General features: G+C 70.0%; 13 protein-coding genes. 2 read left to right on the top strand and 11 right to left on the bottom strand.

The genetic code is table 11. The annotated features are described in order from the left end of the window. From ABZ079_RS36175 to ABZ079_RS36135, 9 genes are all read right to left on the bottom strand, one after another. On the bottom strand, nt 1–161 hold a 161-nt coding region (locus ABZ079_RS36175; protein ID WP_356943685.1), incomplete at its 3' end, for a flavodoxin domain-containing protein. A 297-nt stretch (nt 162–458) separates the two neighbouring features. Beyond that, nucleotides 459–1,454 (bottom strand): class I SAM-dependent methyltransferase, encoded by a 996-nt coding sequence (locus ABZ079_RS36170; protein WP_356943682.1) that lies wholly within the window; start codon nt 1,452–1,454, stop codon nt 459–461. Next, nucleotides 1,451–2,602 carry a DegT/DnrJ/EryC1/StrS family aminotransferase gene (locus ABZ079_RS36165; RefSeq protein ID WP_356943681.1) on the bottom strand — a complete coding sequence of 384 codons (1,152 nt, stop codon included), beginning with the start codon at nt 2,600–2,602 and terminating at the stop codon, nt 1,451–1,453. The genes ABZ079_RS36170 and ABZ079_RS36165 overlap by 4 nt, the downstream gene beginning before the upstream one ends. A gap of 5 nt (nt 2,603–2,607) precedes the next feature. Further along, the gene (locus ABZ079_RS36160) at nt 2,608–3,177 is read right to left on the bottom strand and encodes a cupin domain-containing protein (RefSeq protein ID WP_356943680.1); all 570 of its coding nucleotides are present in this window, start codon (nt 3,175–3,177) and stop codon (nt 2,608–2,610) included. Nucleotides 3,178–3,207: 30 nt separating this feature from the next. Further along, nucleotides 3,208–4,278, bottom strand: a complete 1,071-nt coding sequence (locus ABZ079_RS36155) for a type III polyketide synthase (protein ID WP_356943679.1) — start codon at nt 4,276–4,278, stop codon at nt 3,208–3,210. Between the two features lie 887 nt (nt 4,279–5,165). Beyond that, on the bottom strand, nt 5,166–6,590 hold the full coding sequence (locus ABZ079_RS36150; RefSeq protein WP_356943678.1) for a condensation domain-containing protein: 1,425 nt from the start codon (nt 6,588–6,590) through the stop codon (nt 5,166–5,168). A gap of 246 nt (nt 6,591–6,836) precedes the next feature. Next, on the bottom strand, nt 6,837–7,847 hold the full coding sequence (locus ABZ079_RS36145; RefSeq protein WP_356943684.1) for an SRPBCC family protein: 1,011 nt from the start codon (nt 7,845–7,847) through the stop codon (nt 6,837–6,839). Between the two features lie 282 nt (nt 7,848–8,129). Then, entirely contained in the window at nt 8,130–9,182 is a 1,053-nt protein-coding gene (locus ABZ079_RS36140; RefSeq protein ID WP_356943677.1) for an AfsR/SARP family transcriptional regulator, read from the bottom strand. A gap of 115 nt (nt 9,183–9,297) precedes the next feature. Beyond that, a complete protein-coding gene (locus ABZ079_RS36135) occupies nt 9,298–9,498 on the bottom strand; it encodes a hypothetical protein (RefSeq protein WP_356943676.1) in 201 nt (66 codons plus the stop codon). A 278-nt stretch (nt 9,499–9,776) separates the two neighbouring features. Here ABZ079_RS36135 and ABZ079_RS36130 point away from each other — a divergent pair, with 278 nt between their 5' ends. Together ABZ079_RS36130 and ABZ079_RS36125 are read left to right on the top strand one after the other, a co-directional pair. After that, a complete protein-coding gene (locus ABZ079_RS36130) occupies nt 9,777–10,598 on the top strand; it encodes an AfsR/SARP family transcriptional regulator (RefSeq protein ID WP_356943675.1) in 822 nt (273 codons plus the stop codon). Between the two features lie 117 nt (nt 10,599–10,715). Next, on the top strand, nt 10,716–11,039 hold the full coding sequence (locus tag ABZ079_RS36125; protein WP_356943674.1) for a hypothetical protein: 324 nt from the start codon (nt 10,716–10,718) through the stop codon (nt 11,037–11,039). A 570-nt stretch (nt 11,040–11,609) separates the two neighbouring features. On the opposite strand, the gene ABZ079_RS36120 is transcribed toward ABZ079_RS36125, so the two are convergent. Both ABZ079_RS36120 and ABZ079_RS36115 read right to left on the bottom strand, forming a co-directional pair. Then, nucleotides 11,610–12,440: an AfsR/SARP family transcriptional regulator gene (locus tag ABZ079_RS36120; RefSeq protein ID WP_356943683.1), complete on the bottom strand. Its 831-nt coding sequence runs from the start codon at nt 12,438–12,440 to the stop codon at nt 11,610–11,612. Nucleotides 12,441–12,933: 493 nt separating this feature from the next. Then, on the bottom strand, nt 12,934–13,968 hold a 1,035-nt coding region (locus tag ABZ079_RS36115), incomplete at its 5' end, for a carboxyl transferase domain-containing protein (protein WP_356943673.1).

The following is a 13,968-nucleotide window of genomic DNA, read 5'->3' as shown; positions in this document are numbered from 1 at the left end:
GCCGGGTTGGCGTTGATCGCCTCCGGCGGGGCCGTCTCGGCGACCTTGCGCAGCCGCACGCTGGCACCGGCCTTCTCCGCCCCCTCGGCGGCGGCCTTGGCCAGGGCGTGCACCGTTCCGGAGGCACTGTAGTAGATGACGGCTACGTTCACGGATTCCACGATCGGTTTCCTTTTCTCGCTTGCTACCTGGCGGCGCCGCTGTTCGTCTCCGGATATCAGCAGGGCTTTCTCCACCCGGGATTGCCATATCAATACGTTGGAATCCGGTGGATTCCCGTCGGGTGGCGACGTGTCGGATCCGACGTCATCGCCCGATGGTGATTCGCTCGACCTTCGCCGATACCGGGAAGAGATCCGCCGGCTCGCTCTCTTCCGCCATCCATCCCCAAGACATCAGCGGGGTGCGCCGGTTGTTGTCACAGTCGGCGCACCCGCGAACGGCGCACTGGATTCACCCTATCGAGCGATGACCAGGGATGCGGGCGGCGCCGAATGGAACGAGACATTCTTGAAACCGGCCTTGACGAGCCAGCCGTGGTAGTCGGAACGCCGCCAGGTGCCGCCCTGCTTGCTCTTGAGCAGCATTTCCGCGGCGAAGAGCAGCGGGAAAGCCGGACCACTGCGATCGTCGTCGACGACGTAGTCGCAGACGACCAGGGCACCGCCGGGCTTCAGGGCGTCCCGGAGGCGGGCGAAGACCGCGACGTTCTCGTCCGGTCCCTCCTGGTGGGCGATGTGGGAGTACACCGCGACGTCGTACTCGCCGGTGCCGAAGTCGGTGGTGTGGAAATCACCGTCGACAGTGGTGAACCGGTCGGCCACGCCGCGTTCCGCCAGCAGCCGGCGGGCGATCGCGTTGATCGGCTCCCAGTCGAGCTGGGTCGAGCGGGCGGCCGGGTTGGCCTCCAGCCAGATGGCCGAGTAGATACCCGAACCACCGCCGACGTCGAGGATGGAGATCTCACCGGCCTCGGCCAGCCCGAGCGCCTCGGCGGCGATCGCCGCGGCCGGAACCGACTGCGCGGCGATGGCCGGAACGATCTCCTCCCAGTGCGGGTTGTCGGCCACTTCCGTCGTCGGGTCCTGCACCGGCCCCCCGGCGCGGACCACGTCCGGCAGTGCGGTCAGGCTGCCCATGTGCTTCAGCTTCAGCTTGGCGAAGCTGGTCAGGGAGGTGGGCTTGCCCTCGACCAGGTAGGCGGACGCCTCGGGTGTGTTGCGGTACCGGCCCTCGTGCAGCTCGACCAGGCCCACGCTGACGAGGCCGTCGAGGAGGGTCTGCGCACCGCGCTCGGCGATCTCGGCGCGGGTGGCCAGCTCCGCGGCCGTGCCCGCCCCGGCCTCGAGGTGGGTGAAGAGCGAGTGGCCGGCCGCGGCGCCGACGATGCCGGTGGCCCAGTAACCGTTGATGAGCCGCAGTACGCCGTCCGGTGCCGGCTGGTTGTCCGTCATGCTGCCCCTCCTGGGCTGGGCACCGAGTGGGTCCGGACCGCGCTGCGCAGGGCATCCACGACCCGTTCGACCTGGTTGGTGCTGAGTTCCGCGTGCATGGGTATGGCGAGCTGGCGCTCGAAGAGATCCGCCGAGACCGGGCACTTGTGCTTCGACTCGAACACGGGCTGGATGTGGGTCGCGAACGTGCCGTGTCCGCAGCCGATGCCCTTGGCGCGCAGCTCGGTGGCGACGGCCGCGCGGTCCACGCTCGGGTTTAGCGTCACCATGTACGTCTGCCAGGCGTGGGTACGGTCCTCCGGCACGTACGGCACCGTGAGGAGCTCCTCGTCGGCGAGCAGTTCGCCGTACTGACCGGCGACGGCGTCGCGGCGCGCCAGCAACTCGTCGATCCGGCCCAGCTGCACCTGCAGGATCGCGGCGGCGATGTCGGAGAGCTTGTAGTTGTAGCCGATCTCGGTGAACTCCGGGATGGGCAGGCCGACGACCTTCCCCATGTCGAAGATGCTGCCGATGCCGAAGGAGGCGCGCAGCCGCGCGTCCGCACCGATCTTCGGGTCGGCGGCGAGCAGCGCACCGCCCTCGCCGCTGCTGGCCCCCTTGCGTCCGTGGAAGGACAGGACGCCCACCTCGGCGAGCGCGCCCGCCTCGCGGCCCTGGTACTTCGCGCCGACGGCGCAGGCGGCGTCCTCGATCAGGAACAGGCCGTGGCGGTCGGCGATCGCCTGCAGTTCCACATAGTCGGCGGGGATGCCGACCGTGTCCACCGCGATCACGCCGACGGTACGCGGAGTGATCAGGTCGGCCACCGCCTGCGGGTCGATGGTGCCGGTGTCGGCACGCACGTCGGCGCAGACCGGGACCGCGTCGAGGTAGCGCACGGCGTGGGCGGGCGCCGGGAACCCGTAGTCGGCGACGATCACCTCGTCACCCGGCTTGACCCCGAGCGCCAGCAGGGACACGTGCAGCGCGGCGCCGGCGTTGCACATGGCGACGGCGTCACCGACCTCGTACCGCTCGACCAGCTGGGCCTCCAGCGCCTTGCCCTTCGGGCCCTGTCCGGCCGGCCAGCCGGAGGCGAACACCTCCGCGACGGCTGCCAGTTCGCGCTCCCCCAGGCTCGCGTGGACCAGGGGTATCGGTGCCATCGCGGTCACCTCTCGCTCCGCTTCGCGTTCGTTTCCTGAGCGGGGATCCCGGCGATCGACGGTGGCTGGAACCGCAGCGGCGTGATCTGACTGACGTCGTACCGCTGACGCATCGCCTCCACGGCCGCGGGGTCCACCGCGGTCCCGCGCGACCAGATCTCGGCGATCTCCTCGAAGTAGGCCTCGTGTTCGGGCGAGGGATAGCTCTGGAAGAGCATCTTCACCGGCTTGTCCGTGGCGTTCCGGAACGCGTGCGGGGTGCCGGGGGGTACGAACATGCAGCTGCCCTCACCGGCGCGGACGACACGGTCGCCCTTGGGGGACTCCCAGTGGTGCCAGGTGTCCGTCGTGCGCTCGGTCGGCTCGAAGCACAGCAGGTCCAGTTCGCCCTCCAGGACGTAGAAGAACTCCTGGGAGTGGTTGTGGACGTGCGCCCCGACATCGAACCCGGGCGGAACGATCACCTCGAAGATCGATATGGAGGATCCCATCTCCTTCGTGGCCTTGAAGGTCACCTCCTGCGCCGGGGTGATCAGCTTTCGCCCGACACCAGGCGGAATGATGAGGTCGGTCATATGCTCCGCTTCCTTTGTTCGCGCGGGGGTTCAGGCGAAGGTCTGCGGGACGCCGTCGGCCGCCCAGGTACCGAGCGCCATCTCGGCGGTGATACCGGGACCGAAGCCCGCGATCAGCCCGGTCGCACCGGGCGCCGGGGTGTCGTCCTCGAACAGCCTGCGGGCGGCTTCGAGGACGACGGCGCTGGCGATGTTGCCGTACTCGCTCAGGGTCGACCAGCTGTGGCGGAACACATCGCGGTCGACCTCGAGGAACTTGGCGAGGTCGTCCAGGATGCGCGGACCGCCGGCGTGGATGATGTAGAAGTCGAGCTTGCCGGCGTCCCAGCTGTGGTCCTTGGCCAGCTCGCGCAGGACCGGAGCGAGCGGCTCCATCGTGCCGGGCACGCGGCGGTCCAGCTGGAAGTGGAAGCCGGTGTCCTTGACGGCGTAGGAGATCCAGTCCTCGGTGTCCGGTATGAGGTAGGAGGCGTTGCGCTCCAGGTCGATGCCGATGCCGCCTTCGCCTCGTACGACTGCGGCGGCGACCGCGTCGCCGAACAGGCCGTCGGACAGCAGCGAGCCGATGTCGTCCGCGTCGGGCTGGTAGCACAGCGAGCACAGCTCGCAGGAGACGATCAGGACGTTGCTGCCGGGGTGGGCCAGGCAGAAGTCGTGGGCCCGGTTGATCGCCGCTCCGCCCGCCGCGCAGCCGAGCTGGGCGATGGGAATCTGCCGGGTGTCGGAGCGGAAGCCCATCTTGTTGATCAGCCATGCCGTCAGCGACGGCATCAGGAACCCGGTGCACGACACGTAGATGATCGCGTCGATGTCACGGGCCTTCAGTTCTGCGTTGGCCAGGGCCTGTTCGATGACCTGGGGCGTGCGCTTCTTCGACTCGATCTCGTAGACGCGGTTGCGCTCCTGGAAGCCCGGGTGGTGGAGCGTCTTCTCGATGGGCTGGACGATGTGCCGCTTCTTGACACCCGTGTTGCGGATCAGGCGGAGCGCCAGAGCGAGCTGCGGCTTTCCGGCATGTGCTCTTTCGGCAAATTCCAGAGTTTCTTCCAGGGTGATGATGTGTTCAGGCGCATTCATCGCCGGCTTGCATAGCCTCGGCATATCTGGCATCCACTTCTCTGGAGTCTCGACAGCAAGGGCAGTGGGGAGTTGAGCTGATGGCAGGTCGCCTTGCCCGCTGTCTCTCGGTGTGGTTGTTGACGAGGTTCTTCACGGTGGCCTGACCTGCCCGCCGATGAGCCGGTGGGCAGGTACAACTCCCGGTCGGACGCCACATGGCCCTGACGGGTGGTCCCGTCGCTCCTCATCGCCGCTTGTTCGCGGGTAGTCGGCGCACTCTCGGGCAGCACCGGGCTACGAGGCGAAGCGATGTTGTGGCGGCCGGACGGAAAACGTCGACGGCGAGTTGCGCCTGTCCTTCGAGGAAGGGCTTCAGCTGCTCGGAAATCGCAGCCGGCTGCCGTGGATCACAGGGGCCCGGTCTCGCCTGTACAGACCGGCGGGCGACAGTCAATCCACTGCCTTGCGGCTGTTTTTGGGCAGGGAAGGTGTGCCGAAATCGTGACACGTGAGGAGTCCCCGAGCCAAGCACATCGCCGGGTGACCCAGGTCACACTTCAATCGGACTTCATCACCGCGCCGCACGGCGAAGTCCCCAGGTGTGTTCCGGGATGGACGCGCTCAAGCACCCTTGCGGGTACGGAGCGAGGGCGGGCGAACGCGCATGCCAGAGGCTTCCTCGCGGGTACCTGGCCTCAGGTGTCGCGCCTGGGTGCGGACGTACGGACGCGGCCAGCGCACCCGGCGGCGGAACAGCCCGGCCGGGGCCCGGCATCGGGCCGGCCCCGCGGGCCGCTCGGAGCGGGGTGGAGAGCGGGTCGACGGCTGATCGCCGGTGGGTGGACGGTGCCTCGTGGGCGCATCGACGGCGGTTCGCACCCGCCTCGGACGGAGGGCGTCGAGCGTGCGGGCCGCGCGGTCAGGACCCGTCAGTACCCAGCGTCGTGCCGTGGCGCAGCCGCGCCGGGCGGCTCGTCCGCGCGTACTTCGTCCAGCACCTCGGAGATGGTCTCGCTGCCGTCGAGGGTGGGCAGGTGGAGCAGCAGCCGGGCGCACTGGCCGGCCAGCAGGCGCGCATCGGTGTCGGAGATTCGGGTGCGGTCGTGGACGACGGCGAGGGTCCGCGAGCCGTCGGCGCCGCTCCGGACGAGCAGCGCGACCGGCAGGGCGGGGTGCACGCCGTCGGTGTGCTGCCGCCCGAAGCGGAGCCCCTCGGCGGCGAGTCGGGCTTGCAGGACGGCGGGCCAGCACGGGGTGGGCTCCATGGAGACCAGGCTCTGCGGCAACGGGGCCGGGCGGCCGGTCCACTCCCGGATCTGCCCGAGGGAGACCCATTCATACACCGCCATGTCCAGCACCCGGTCCCGCAGGGCGTCCAGCAGCCGGGTGATCGTCCAGGCGGGGTCCACCAGGACGGTCACCGGCAGGCAGGTGCGCAGCGGGCCCACCAGCCGCTCGGCGCAGTCCAGGGCGATACCGCGCCCGGAGACGGTGATGCCGAAGCTCACCGGTACGGGGCCGGTCGCGCGCGCCGCGCGGTACAGCAGCAGCGCCCACGCGGCGTGCATCACGCTGGAGTCGGGCAGGCCACGCGTGGCCGCCCACCGGTGCAGTCGGTCCGCCTCGGTGGTGGTCAGCCGGGCCTCGGCCCGGCCACGGCCGTGCTGCCGGGTACGGGGGCCGGGCGGCAAGGGCAGGACGACGGGCCTGCCGGCAGGCAGGGCCCGGCTGAAGAAGTCCTGTGCGGGGGTGGTGTCCTGACGCTCCAGCCAGCACGTCCAGTCGCGGATGTCCGGCCGGCGTTCGCCACCGGGCAGCACACCGCCCGCGAGGTAGGCGCGGCTGAACTCATTCTGCAGGACGAACACGCTGCGGGCGTCCAGCAGCCCGTTATGGAAGGTGAGCAGGACCCGGATGCCGTCCGGTACCTCGGTGTCGGCGAGAGTGACGCGCAGCGGACCGGGGCGGCTGACGTCGAAGCCGTGCAGCCGGTCCTGCTCCAGCAGTCCGTCCCAGTCGACGGTGCCCGCGGGATGCCGTACCACCTCGGTGCGGGCATGCGGGTGGAAGACGATGCGCGGAGTCGGCTTCCGCTCGTAGGCCGCCCGCAGGACCGCTTCCCTGTCCGTGACGGACTGCCAGGCGGCGACGAATCTCTCGGGGTCCAGCGGTCCCTGCCAACACCACCAGACCTGCTCCACATGCCGTCCCGTGAACCGGTTCTCGGCGGATTCACGCAGCACCTCGTAGCGCCGCCGGGTCACGGGCACGGACAGCCGTGACGCGTCGGCGGGCACCGCTGTGCGGTGGTCGGTACGGATCCGTACACGGCGCCACCGGCTCGACCTCGCCATGTCTCGTCCTCCTCGCCGTCACTGCCTCAGCCCGGACAGGACCCCAGACACAGGGTGCCGGGAAGCGGCACACCGGGCGACATCGTGCCGGAGCCCTCCTTCAGGGGGCTGACGGCGTGTCCCCACGGCTCGAGGAACGCTCGCGAACAGCTGGGCGACGGCTGGGGCCGCGGGGGACGGCTCCGACCGGGACGGCGGCCCCGGTGTCAGGGAACCGTGGCCGCCGTCCCGGTGAGCCGCCGGCCGTCACAACACCCGCACAGCGCCCGCGGCATGCCGTATCGCCTGGTGCAGCACGAGGTGGTCCTGCCGGCCCAGTTCGTCACGCACGTGCTGTCGCGCCTGCGCCACAGTCGCGTTCCGTCCCAGGACGCCGACGATGGCGTCCTCCCGCAGCAGCACATGGTGCCGGGCGGTGAGGTTGACGCCCGACTCGTCGGGCTCGACCGACCACTCGCCGGTGTGCGCGGACAGCAGGGCGGAGGTGATGGTCTCCTTGTGGACGAGCCGACCGGCGCCGGGAAAGCAGATGCGGACCGACTCCGTGTGCTGCGCGCCGCCGTCGTCGGCCAGGCCGTCCACCGTCATGACCTGGACGCCCGGTTTGCTCTCCACCAGCCGTACACCGCGCACCTGCGGCAGCCCGGCGGTCCAGCCCTCGGCCCGGTAGAGGAAGTCGAATGCCGCGTCGGCGGAGCCCTCGAAACGCACGGTGTTCTCTGTGACCAGCTCCAGTTCGTCCAGTCGGGGCCAGCGTTCGGCGACCCAGACCAGCTGGTCCAGTTGCGCCTCGCCGTTGACGCGGGTGACCCGCTCCGTCCAGGCCACCTCGGCGGGCGCGTCCCCGTCGACGGTGAACTGGTACTCCAGCACCACCTGACAGCGGTCGCCCAGCGGGCGTACCTCCCACATGCCGTTCATCGACGCGACCGGTGCGTCCGTCAGGTCCTGGCGGAACGTCACGCGACGGCGGCTGACATCCAGATCACGGCTGGACACCCAGGAGGAGACCTGCCCCTCCGTCATCGCCCAGGTGCGCAACCGTTCGTGGGCGCCGTCGAACGCCAGCCGCTCCACGTGCACGCAGGGCCGGAAGTACAGCGGCCACTGGGTGGCGTCAGCGATCAGCCCGTACAGCACTCCGGCCGGGGCCGATGTGGTCACCTCCGAGACCACGCGGTGCACTCGCGCAACCGACAATCTCCAGCCCCCCTCGTGATCCCGCGGCTGCCTGCGCCGCACCTGTGTCCCGCACATCGGCGCGTGCCGACCGGTGTCCTCGCACGGCACGGCCCAGGATCGGCCGGCATCTGCCGTGGGTGCGGACAGCCGCTCCGGCGAGGCTTCGCCGATGGTCGGCCAATACTGCACGACACCACTGGAGTGCGGCCTGGGCCGCACTCGGGTGACGCTCGATAGCGACAAGGCCGTCAGCCCCGGCGTCCAGCGAGGGGACGGTCCGGGGTACATCGCCTCTGCTGGTTCCGCACCGGCTCCCCGCGTGCCCGGGACAGCACTGCCTGCGGGTCGGCCTCGTCCTCATGTGTGCAGGCCATGGCGACACCCATCGTCCTGGCGCCGGGAAACGCGCCAGACCGCCGACGCCTCCCGCGGCATGAGCCGGTCGAGACGGCCGAGCAGGTCCTGCTGTTCCTGGGCCAGCCGCTCGACGTGGCGGCGCAATCCGGCGATCTCGTCCCGCAGCAGCCGTACGTCGGTCTCGTCGGTCTGCGTACCGCCCGACGGTCCACCCGGCACCCCGGTGAGGCCGGTGTCCGGCCGCCGCGGCTGGAGCCGCACCGGGTCGGCCGGGTCCGCCTCGAAGTCCCGGTGGTGCAGGATCGACTCCATCCGGCAGCGCAGCGCGGGCCCCGGTTCGATGCCCAGGTCGTGTACGAGTCTGCGGCGGGCCCGTTCGTACGTGACCAGGGCCTCCGCCTGCCGGCCGCACCGGTAGAGCGCGGTCATCAGCAGCTCGTAGAACCTCTCCCGGAGCGGATGAGCGATCGTCAGCTCCTCCAGCTCGCCGGTGATCTCACGCGCGGAGCCCGCGCGCAGGCTCGCGTCGTACAGGGTCTCCAGGGCGACGAGCCGGCCCTCCTCCAGCAGGGCGGCCTCTGCCGAGCAGATGGCGCCCCGGCCGCTGCCCTCCAGGGCGGCGCCCCGCCACAGTCCGAGTGCCTCACGCAACACGCCGGCCGAGCGGGCGGGGTCGGTGGCGAGCAGCGCACGGCCTTCGGCGACCAGGCGCATGAAGCGGCGTGCGTCGACGTCGGCGTCGAGGTCACCCGGGTGCAGCTCGTATCCGGTGGGACGGGTCACCAGCCACTCGTGGTGCCGCTCACCCGAGCCGGGCGCGGGCACGGGCAGCAGCCGGCGCAGCCGGGCCACATGGGCCTGCAGGGCGTTGGCCGCGTTCGCCGGTGGGTGTTCGCCCCACAGCTCGTCGACGAGACGGCCGAGGGGCACGACCTGGCCGGCCTTCACCACGAGAGCGCCGAGCAGGGCGCGCTGCTTGGCGCCCACGGGCACGATCTGCAGATCACTGCGGGCGTCGCAGATCTGCACGGAACCCAGAATCCGAAATTCCATGCCGTCCTCGCACGGGAATATTCAAAGAGTTCTCGGCACGGTAGTCGGCACGCATATGGAATGCAGGATTCACCAGCGGGTCACAAGTTTGCGTGGACTATCTCTCCAGAGGATGTCAAGTACGCTCGGCGGCCGGCTCGGGGAAGCCCACCCGCACCGGGCGCCGGTGATAACGGCCCAGCAGGGCGAGCAGGTTTCGACCCGGCAGGTCCGGCAAGAAGTCACCCCCGCCCGACGGGCCCAGACGGGCGAGCAGTCCCATGATGAGGGGGTCCCCGTCGCGATAGGCGGTTGAACGGTTCGTTTCCGTCGCCATGGCTGGAAAGGTAACAGCACAAGCCCGGCAGGTACAGGTTTCCGAGCACGTTCTTGCAGTGCGCTGATTTCTTGTCAGCAGCACGTCAGCGTTCCGTCAGTGCTGGTCACGGCAGACCGCTAGAGAAAGACTCGACACCACCTCGCACACATCTCGACGGAAGCTGCAGCCCCCCTCGCGACTGGACCGCGAAAAGCGCCGGACAATCGATGGTGAAGACACCATCTGAGGGCGTCAACGCTGCGAACCGACGACACCGGAAACGGCACGGAGGAAGAATGAACATAAAAGTTCTGGGTGCGCTGAACGCGGAAGTGAACGGAATCTCGATCGTCCCGACCGCGGGCAAGCCCCGCCAAATCCTGGCGCTGCTCGCCCTCAACCCCGGCCGGGTCGTGCCCGTGCCCACCCTCATGGAGGAGATCTGGGCCACCGACCTGCCGCAGAGTTCGCTGACGACACTCCAGACGTACATCCTCCAGCTGCGCCGTCTGCTGGGCACCGCCATGGGCCCGGACGTACCGGGCTCGGCCAAGGACGTGCTCGCCACTCGCTACGGCGGCTATCTTTTGCAGATCCCCGCCGACGCGGTCGACGTCAACCGCTACGAGAGGCTGGTCGCCGAGGGCCGGCAAGCGTTCGAGGACGGGGAGGACGCCGGCGCGGCCTCTCTGCTGCGCGAGGCACTGGACCTCTGGGACGGGCCGGCGCTGGTCGACGTCCGACTCGGGCCGGTGCTGGAGGTGGAGGTGATGCGGCTGGAGCAGAGCCGCCTGGTCGCCCGGGAGCGCCGTATCGACGCCGAGCTCCGGCTGGGCCGGCATGTGGAACTGATCCCCGAGCTGACCGACCTGATCGCCCGTCATCCGCAGCACGAGGGGCTGCACTCGCAGGCGATGGTGGCCCTGTACCGCTCCGGCCGGCAGGCCGCCGCACTCGATGTCTACCGCCGGATGCGCCAGCGCCTCATCGACGAACTGGGCGTGGAGCCCTCCCCGCAGCTCCAGCGCATGCACCAGGCGATACTCTCGGTCGACCCGCGCCTGGACATCGTCGCGGGTCCGCGCCGTACGTCCACGTTCGACCTGTACGCCGCCTGATGCCGACACAGCGAGCGGCGAGATCCGTGCGTCGCCCGCAGGACGGCCGGCCTGTCTCTCGCCGTCACAGCCCCACCCCACCCACCACATCCACTCCCAGGACCGCCGCGCGGACGCATGGCGACCGGGCTGCGCGCGGCGGGGGCGCGCAGCCCGCCGACCGTGCCGGCCCGTCATCCGGGGCGAGGGCCAAGGGGTGAGGTCGACCTCTGGAACAGCGGTGTGGAGCGGCGGACGCGGGTGCCCGTACCGCTCACCGCCGGGAGGCGTTCGGCCCGGATCGCCGTCCGGCTCTGCCCGCCCGTGCTGTCGATGGCCGTCGGCGTGGTCGGGGCGACGCGATCGCGGGCGAGCCGGGCGCGGGTGCCCGGCGCCGAGAACGGCAAGGTCCGGGCCGGCGTCGTGAACACCGGGAACCGGCCGTTGTCGGTGATCGCGTGATTGACGCCGGGCCCTCGCGATCCCGACCCGCACCGGCACCGCCGCCTGCACATCGAACAGGGCGGGCTTGCACAGGCGGCGGAGCGTGCCGACGTCCACGCCGCGCGGCAGGCCGAGGCCCACAGGGGACTTGACCGGCGTACGGTCGCACGACGACCGTACGCTGACCGCGGTGTCGGCACGCTCCAACCGTCGTGGCCGCTGCTGGTACCTCACTGACTGGGCCGTGGTGAAGACCGGCTGGAGCCGAGCATCGACTGGCACCGACCGGGCCGCGCTCTCCCATGGGCGGAGCCGCTGCCGGGGCGTACCGCTCACCGTCGCACCGGCCCGACAGTCCCCTCGCCCGGGATCCATGGGCGAGCCCCCACCGGGTGGTCTGGTGGGGGCCTTCGCACACCGCGACCCGGCCCGGGCAGGGCTCAGACCGGACCGTCGAGAAGTGCCGCCGCTTGCCGAGGACCGGCACCACGACAGCCGGGCGCACGAGGACATCCGTCACCTGCGGCCGGCCAGAACGTGTCCGTCCCCCGGCCCACCCGGACATGATGGGCCGCAGGACGGTGCGTGTCAGACCGTGCGGGCGACCAGGTTGTGGCCCGCGGGGCTCGGCGCCGTTGCCGCCGAGTTCTCGGGGCGGGCCACCAGGATCGAGCGCTGCAGCCGGCTGAGCGCGGCGGACGGCTCAAGGCCCAGCTCGGAGACGAGCGTGGTACGCAGCCGCCGGTAGGCGTCGAGCGCCTCGCCGCGCCGGCCCGAGCGGTGGAGGGCCAGCATGAACTGTCCGTGCAGGCTCTCGTGCATCCGGTACTGGTTGACCAGCACCGTCAGTTCGGGCAGCAGCTCCCGGTGGCGGCCCAGCCGCAGGTCGGCCTCGATGCGCTGGTCGAGCGCACACAGCCGGGCCTCCTCCAGCCTCCTGGCCTCCATGTCGATCCGCATGCCGGCCTGGATGTCGGTGAGCGCGGGCCCGGTCCACAGCGAGAGTGCGTCGGCCAGCCGACGGGCCGCTCCGGAGTAGTCCTCGGCATCCATGGCCCGGTAGCCGGCGCCCGCGCCACGCTCGAACTCCCGGAAGTCAACGGTCCCGGCCCGCGTCTCCAGGCGGTAGCCGCCGGGGACGGTGGCGAGGATGTCCTTGGGAGTGCACCGCTCGTTCTCACCATGGGCGAGTGCCTCAGCGATCAGCTCCCGAAGTTGCAGTACATAGGTCTGCAGTGTGGTGCGCGCGCTGCGCGGCGGCTTCCCTCCCCACAGCTCCTCCACCAGGGCGCTCACGGAAACCACTTGGTCGGCGTGTAGTGCGAGCAGGGCCAGGACCTGCCGCGGCTTGGGTGCTGTCGGGACGATCGACACCCCGTTCTCACGCACTGATAGCGGGCCCAGCACTTTGATGTCCACATTCCCCCCCATAGGTTCAGGCTGGAGAACCGGTGCTCGGCCTGTGCGCTTCCACCGCCGGGACCCGATTCTCTGCCTCGCAACTGGACCCCCCGATAAAAAAACAGCACAGTCGGTTTGTCAATCCAAGACGGCTCAAGCCTTCCTGAAGCGACGATTTTCCGCCAGCCATATCAAACGGACGTTCGCATTCCTCCCGACCCGGCCTGGAGAAACCGCAGGGTGCTCCTCAGGTGCCCCTCCCACAGGGCGCAGAGCAGCGAAAACAAGGCGCCAACGGAAGTCCTGAATGGGCGGGCCGAAAACATGCAGTGGACCCTCGCGCCGGTTGCCTCCCGCGCGAGGGGGCGCGAAGATCCTTTAACCGACGGCCGAACGCGGCCGCATCACGCCCGGAAGGCCGGGACATGAAGACGCGCCCGTCTGTTCGCTTCCGGGTTGCGGGGAGCCGCCCGCTCGTCTGAACCGCACTGCCTGGCCGTCAACCGGCTATTCACTGCGGCGGGTTGCCGTGTTTCCGTGAAGGCACGTCGGCATGCTTGCTGCGAAGCATCGCGAGGGAGCGGCTCAGCACCTCACGGGTGTCGGCGGGGTCGATCACGTCGTCGACCAGGCCGCGCTCGGCCGCGTAATAGGGGTGCATCAGCTCGGCCTTGTACTCCTTGACCATGCGCTCCCGCGTCGCGTCGGGGTCGTCGGCCTCGGCGATCCGCTTGCGGAAGATGACGTTCGCGGCGCCCTCGGCGCCCATCACGGCGATCTCGTTCGTGGGCCAGGCGAAGGTCAGGTCGGCGCCGATGGACTGGGAGTCCATGACGATGTAGGCGCCGCCGTAGGCCTTGCGCAGAATGACCGAGACGCGGGGCACGGTGGCGTTGCAGTAGGCGTACAGCAGCTTCGCACCGTGCCGGATGATTCCGCCGTGCTCCTGGCCGACACCGGGGAGGAACCCGGGGACGTCCAGCAGGGTCACGATGGGGATGTTGAACGCGTCGCACATCTGCACGAACCGGGCGGCCTTCTCGCTCGCCTCGATGTCCAGGACACCGGCCAGGGTCTGCGGCTGGTTGGCGACGATCCCGACGACCTGGCCGTCCAGCCGGGCCAGCGCACAGATGATGTTGCGGGCCCAGCGCTCGTGCACCTCCAGGTACTCGCCGTCGTCGACGATCTCCTCGATGACCTCGGCCATGTCGTAGGGCCGGTTGCCGTCCACCGGCACAAGGTCCAGCAGCACCTCGGACCTTCGGGCCGGCGGGTCGGTGCTCGGCCCGTGGGGCGGATACTCGCGGTTGTTCTGCGGCAGCAGCGAGAGGAGGTAGCGCACCTCGGCGATGCACGTCTCCTCGTCGTCGTAGGCGAAGTGGCAGACGCCGGAGGTCTCGGCGTGGACGTCGGCGCCGCCGAGGCCGTTCTGGGTGATCTCCTCACCAGTGACGGCCTTGACCACGTCCGGGCCGGTGATGAACATCTGGGAGGTCTCGCGGACCATGAAGACGAAGTCGGTGAGGGCGGGGCTGTAGGCGGC

This window comes from Streptomyces sp. NPDC006314 (assembly GCF_040613075.1).
Classification (GTDB): domain Bacteria; phylum Actinomycetota; class Actinomycetes; order Streptomycetales; family Streptomycetaceae; genus Streptomyces.
This window is presented reverse-complemented; position numbering and strand designations above follow the sequence as displayed.

What these genes read in the sequence shown, in the direction of transcription:
- ABZ079_RS36170 (WP_356943682.1), bottom strand. Translation starts at nt 1,454, where the DNA reads ATGACGGACAACCAGCCGGCACCGGACGGCGTACTGCGGCTCATCAAC.
- ABZ079_RS36165 (WP_356943681.1), bottom strand. Translation starts at nt 2,602, where the DNA reads ATGGCACCGATACCCCTGGTCCACGCGAGCCTGGGGGAGCGCGAACTG.
- ABZ079_RS36160 (WP_356943680.1), bottom strand. Translation starts at nt 3,177, where the DNA reads ATGACCGACCTCATCATTCCGCCTGGTGTCGGGCGAAAGCTGATCACC.
- ABZ079_RS36155 (WP_356943679.1), bottom strand. Translation starts at nt 4,278, where the DNA reads ATGCCGAGGCTATGCAAGCCGGCGATGAATGCGCCTGAACACATCATC.
- ABZ079_RS36150 (WP_356943678.1), bottom strand. Translation starts at nt 6,590, where the DNA reads ATGGCGAGGTCGAGCCGGTGGCGCCGTGTACGGATCCGTACCGACCAC.
- ABZ079_RS36145 (WP_356943684.1), bottom strand. Translation starts at nt 7,847, where the DNA reads ATGTGCGGGACACAGGTGCGGCGCAGGCAGCCGCGGGATCACGAGGGG.
- ABZ079_RS36140 (WP_356943677.1), bottom strand. Translation starts at nt 9,182, where the DNA reads ATGGAATTTCGGATTCTGGGTTCCGTGCAGATCTGCGACGCCCGCAGT.
- ABZ079_RS36135 (WP_356943676.1), bottom strand. Translation starts at nt 9,498, where the DNA reads ATGGCGACGGAAACGAACCGTTCAACCGCCTATCGCGACGGGGACCCC.
- ABZ079_RS36130 (WP_356943675.1), top strand. Translation starts at nt 9,777, where the DNA reads ATGAACATAAAAGTTCTGGGTGCGCTGAACGCGGAAGTGAACGGAATC.
- ABZ079_RS36125 (WP_356943674.1), top strand. Translation starts at nt 10,716, where the DNA reads ATGGCGACCGGGCTGCGCGCGGCGGGGGCGCGCAGCCCGCCGACCGTG.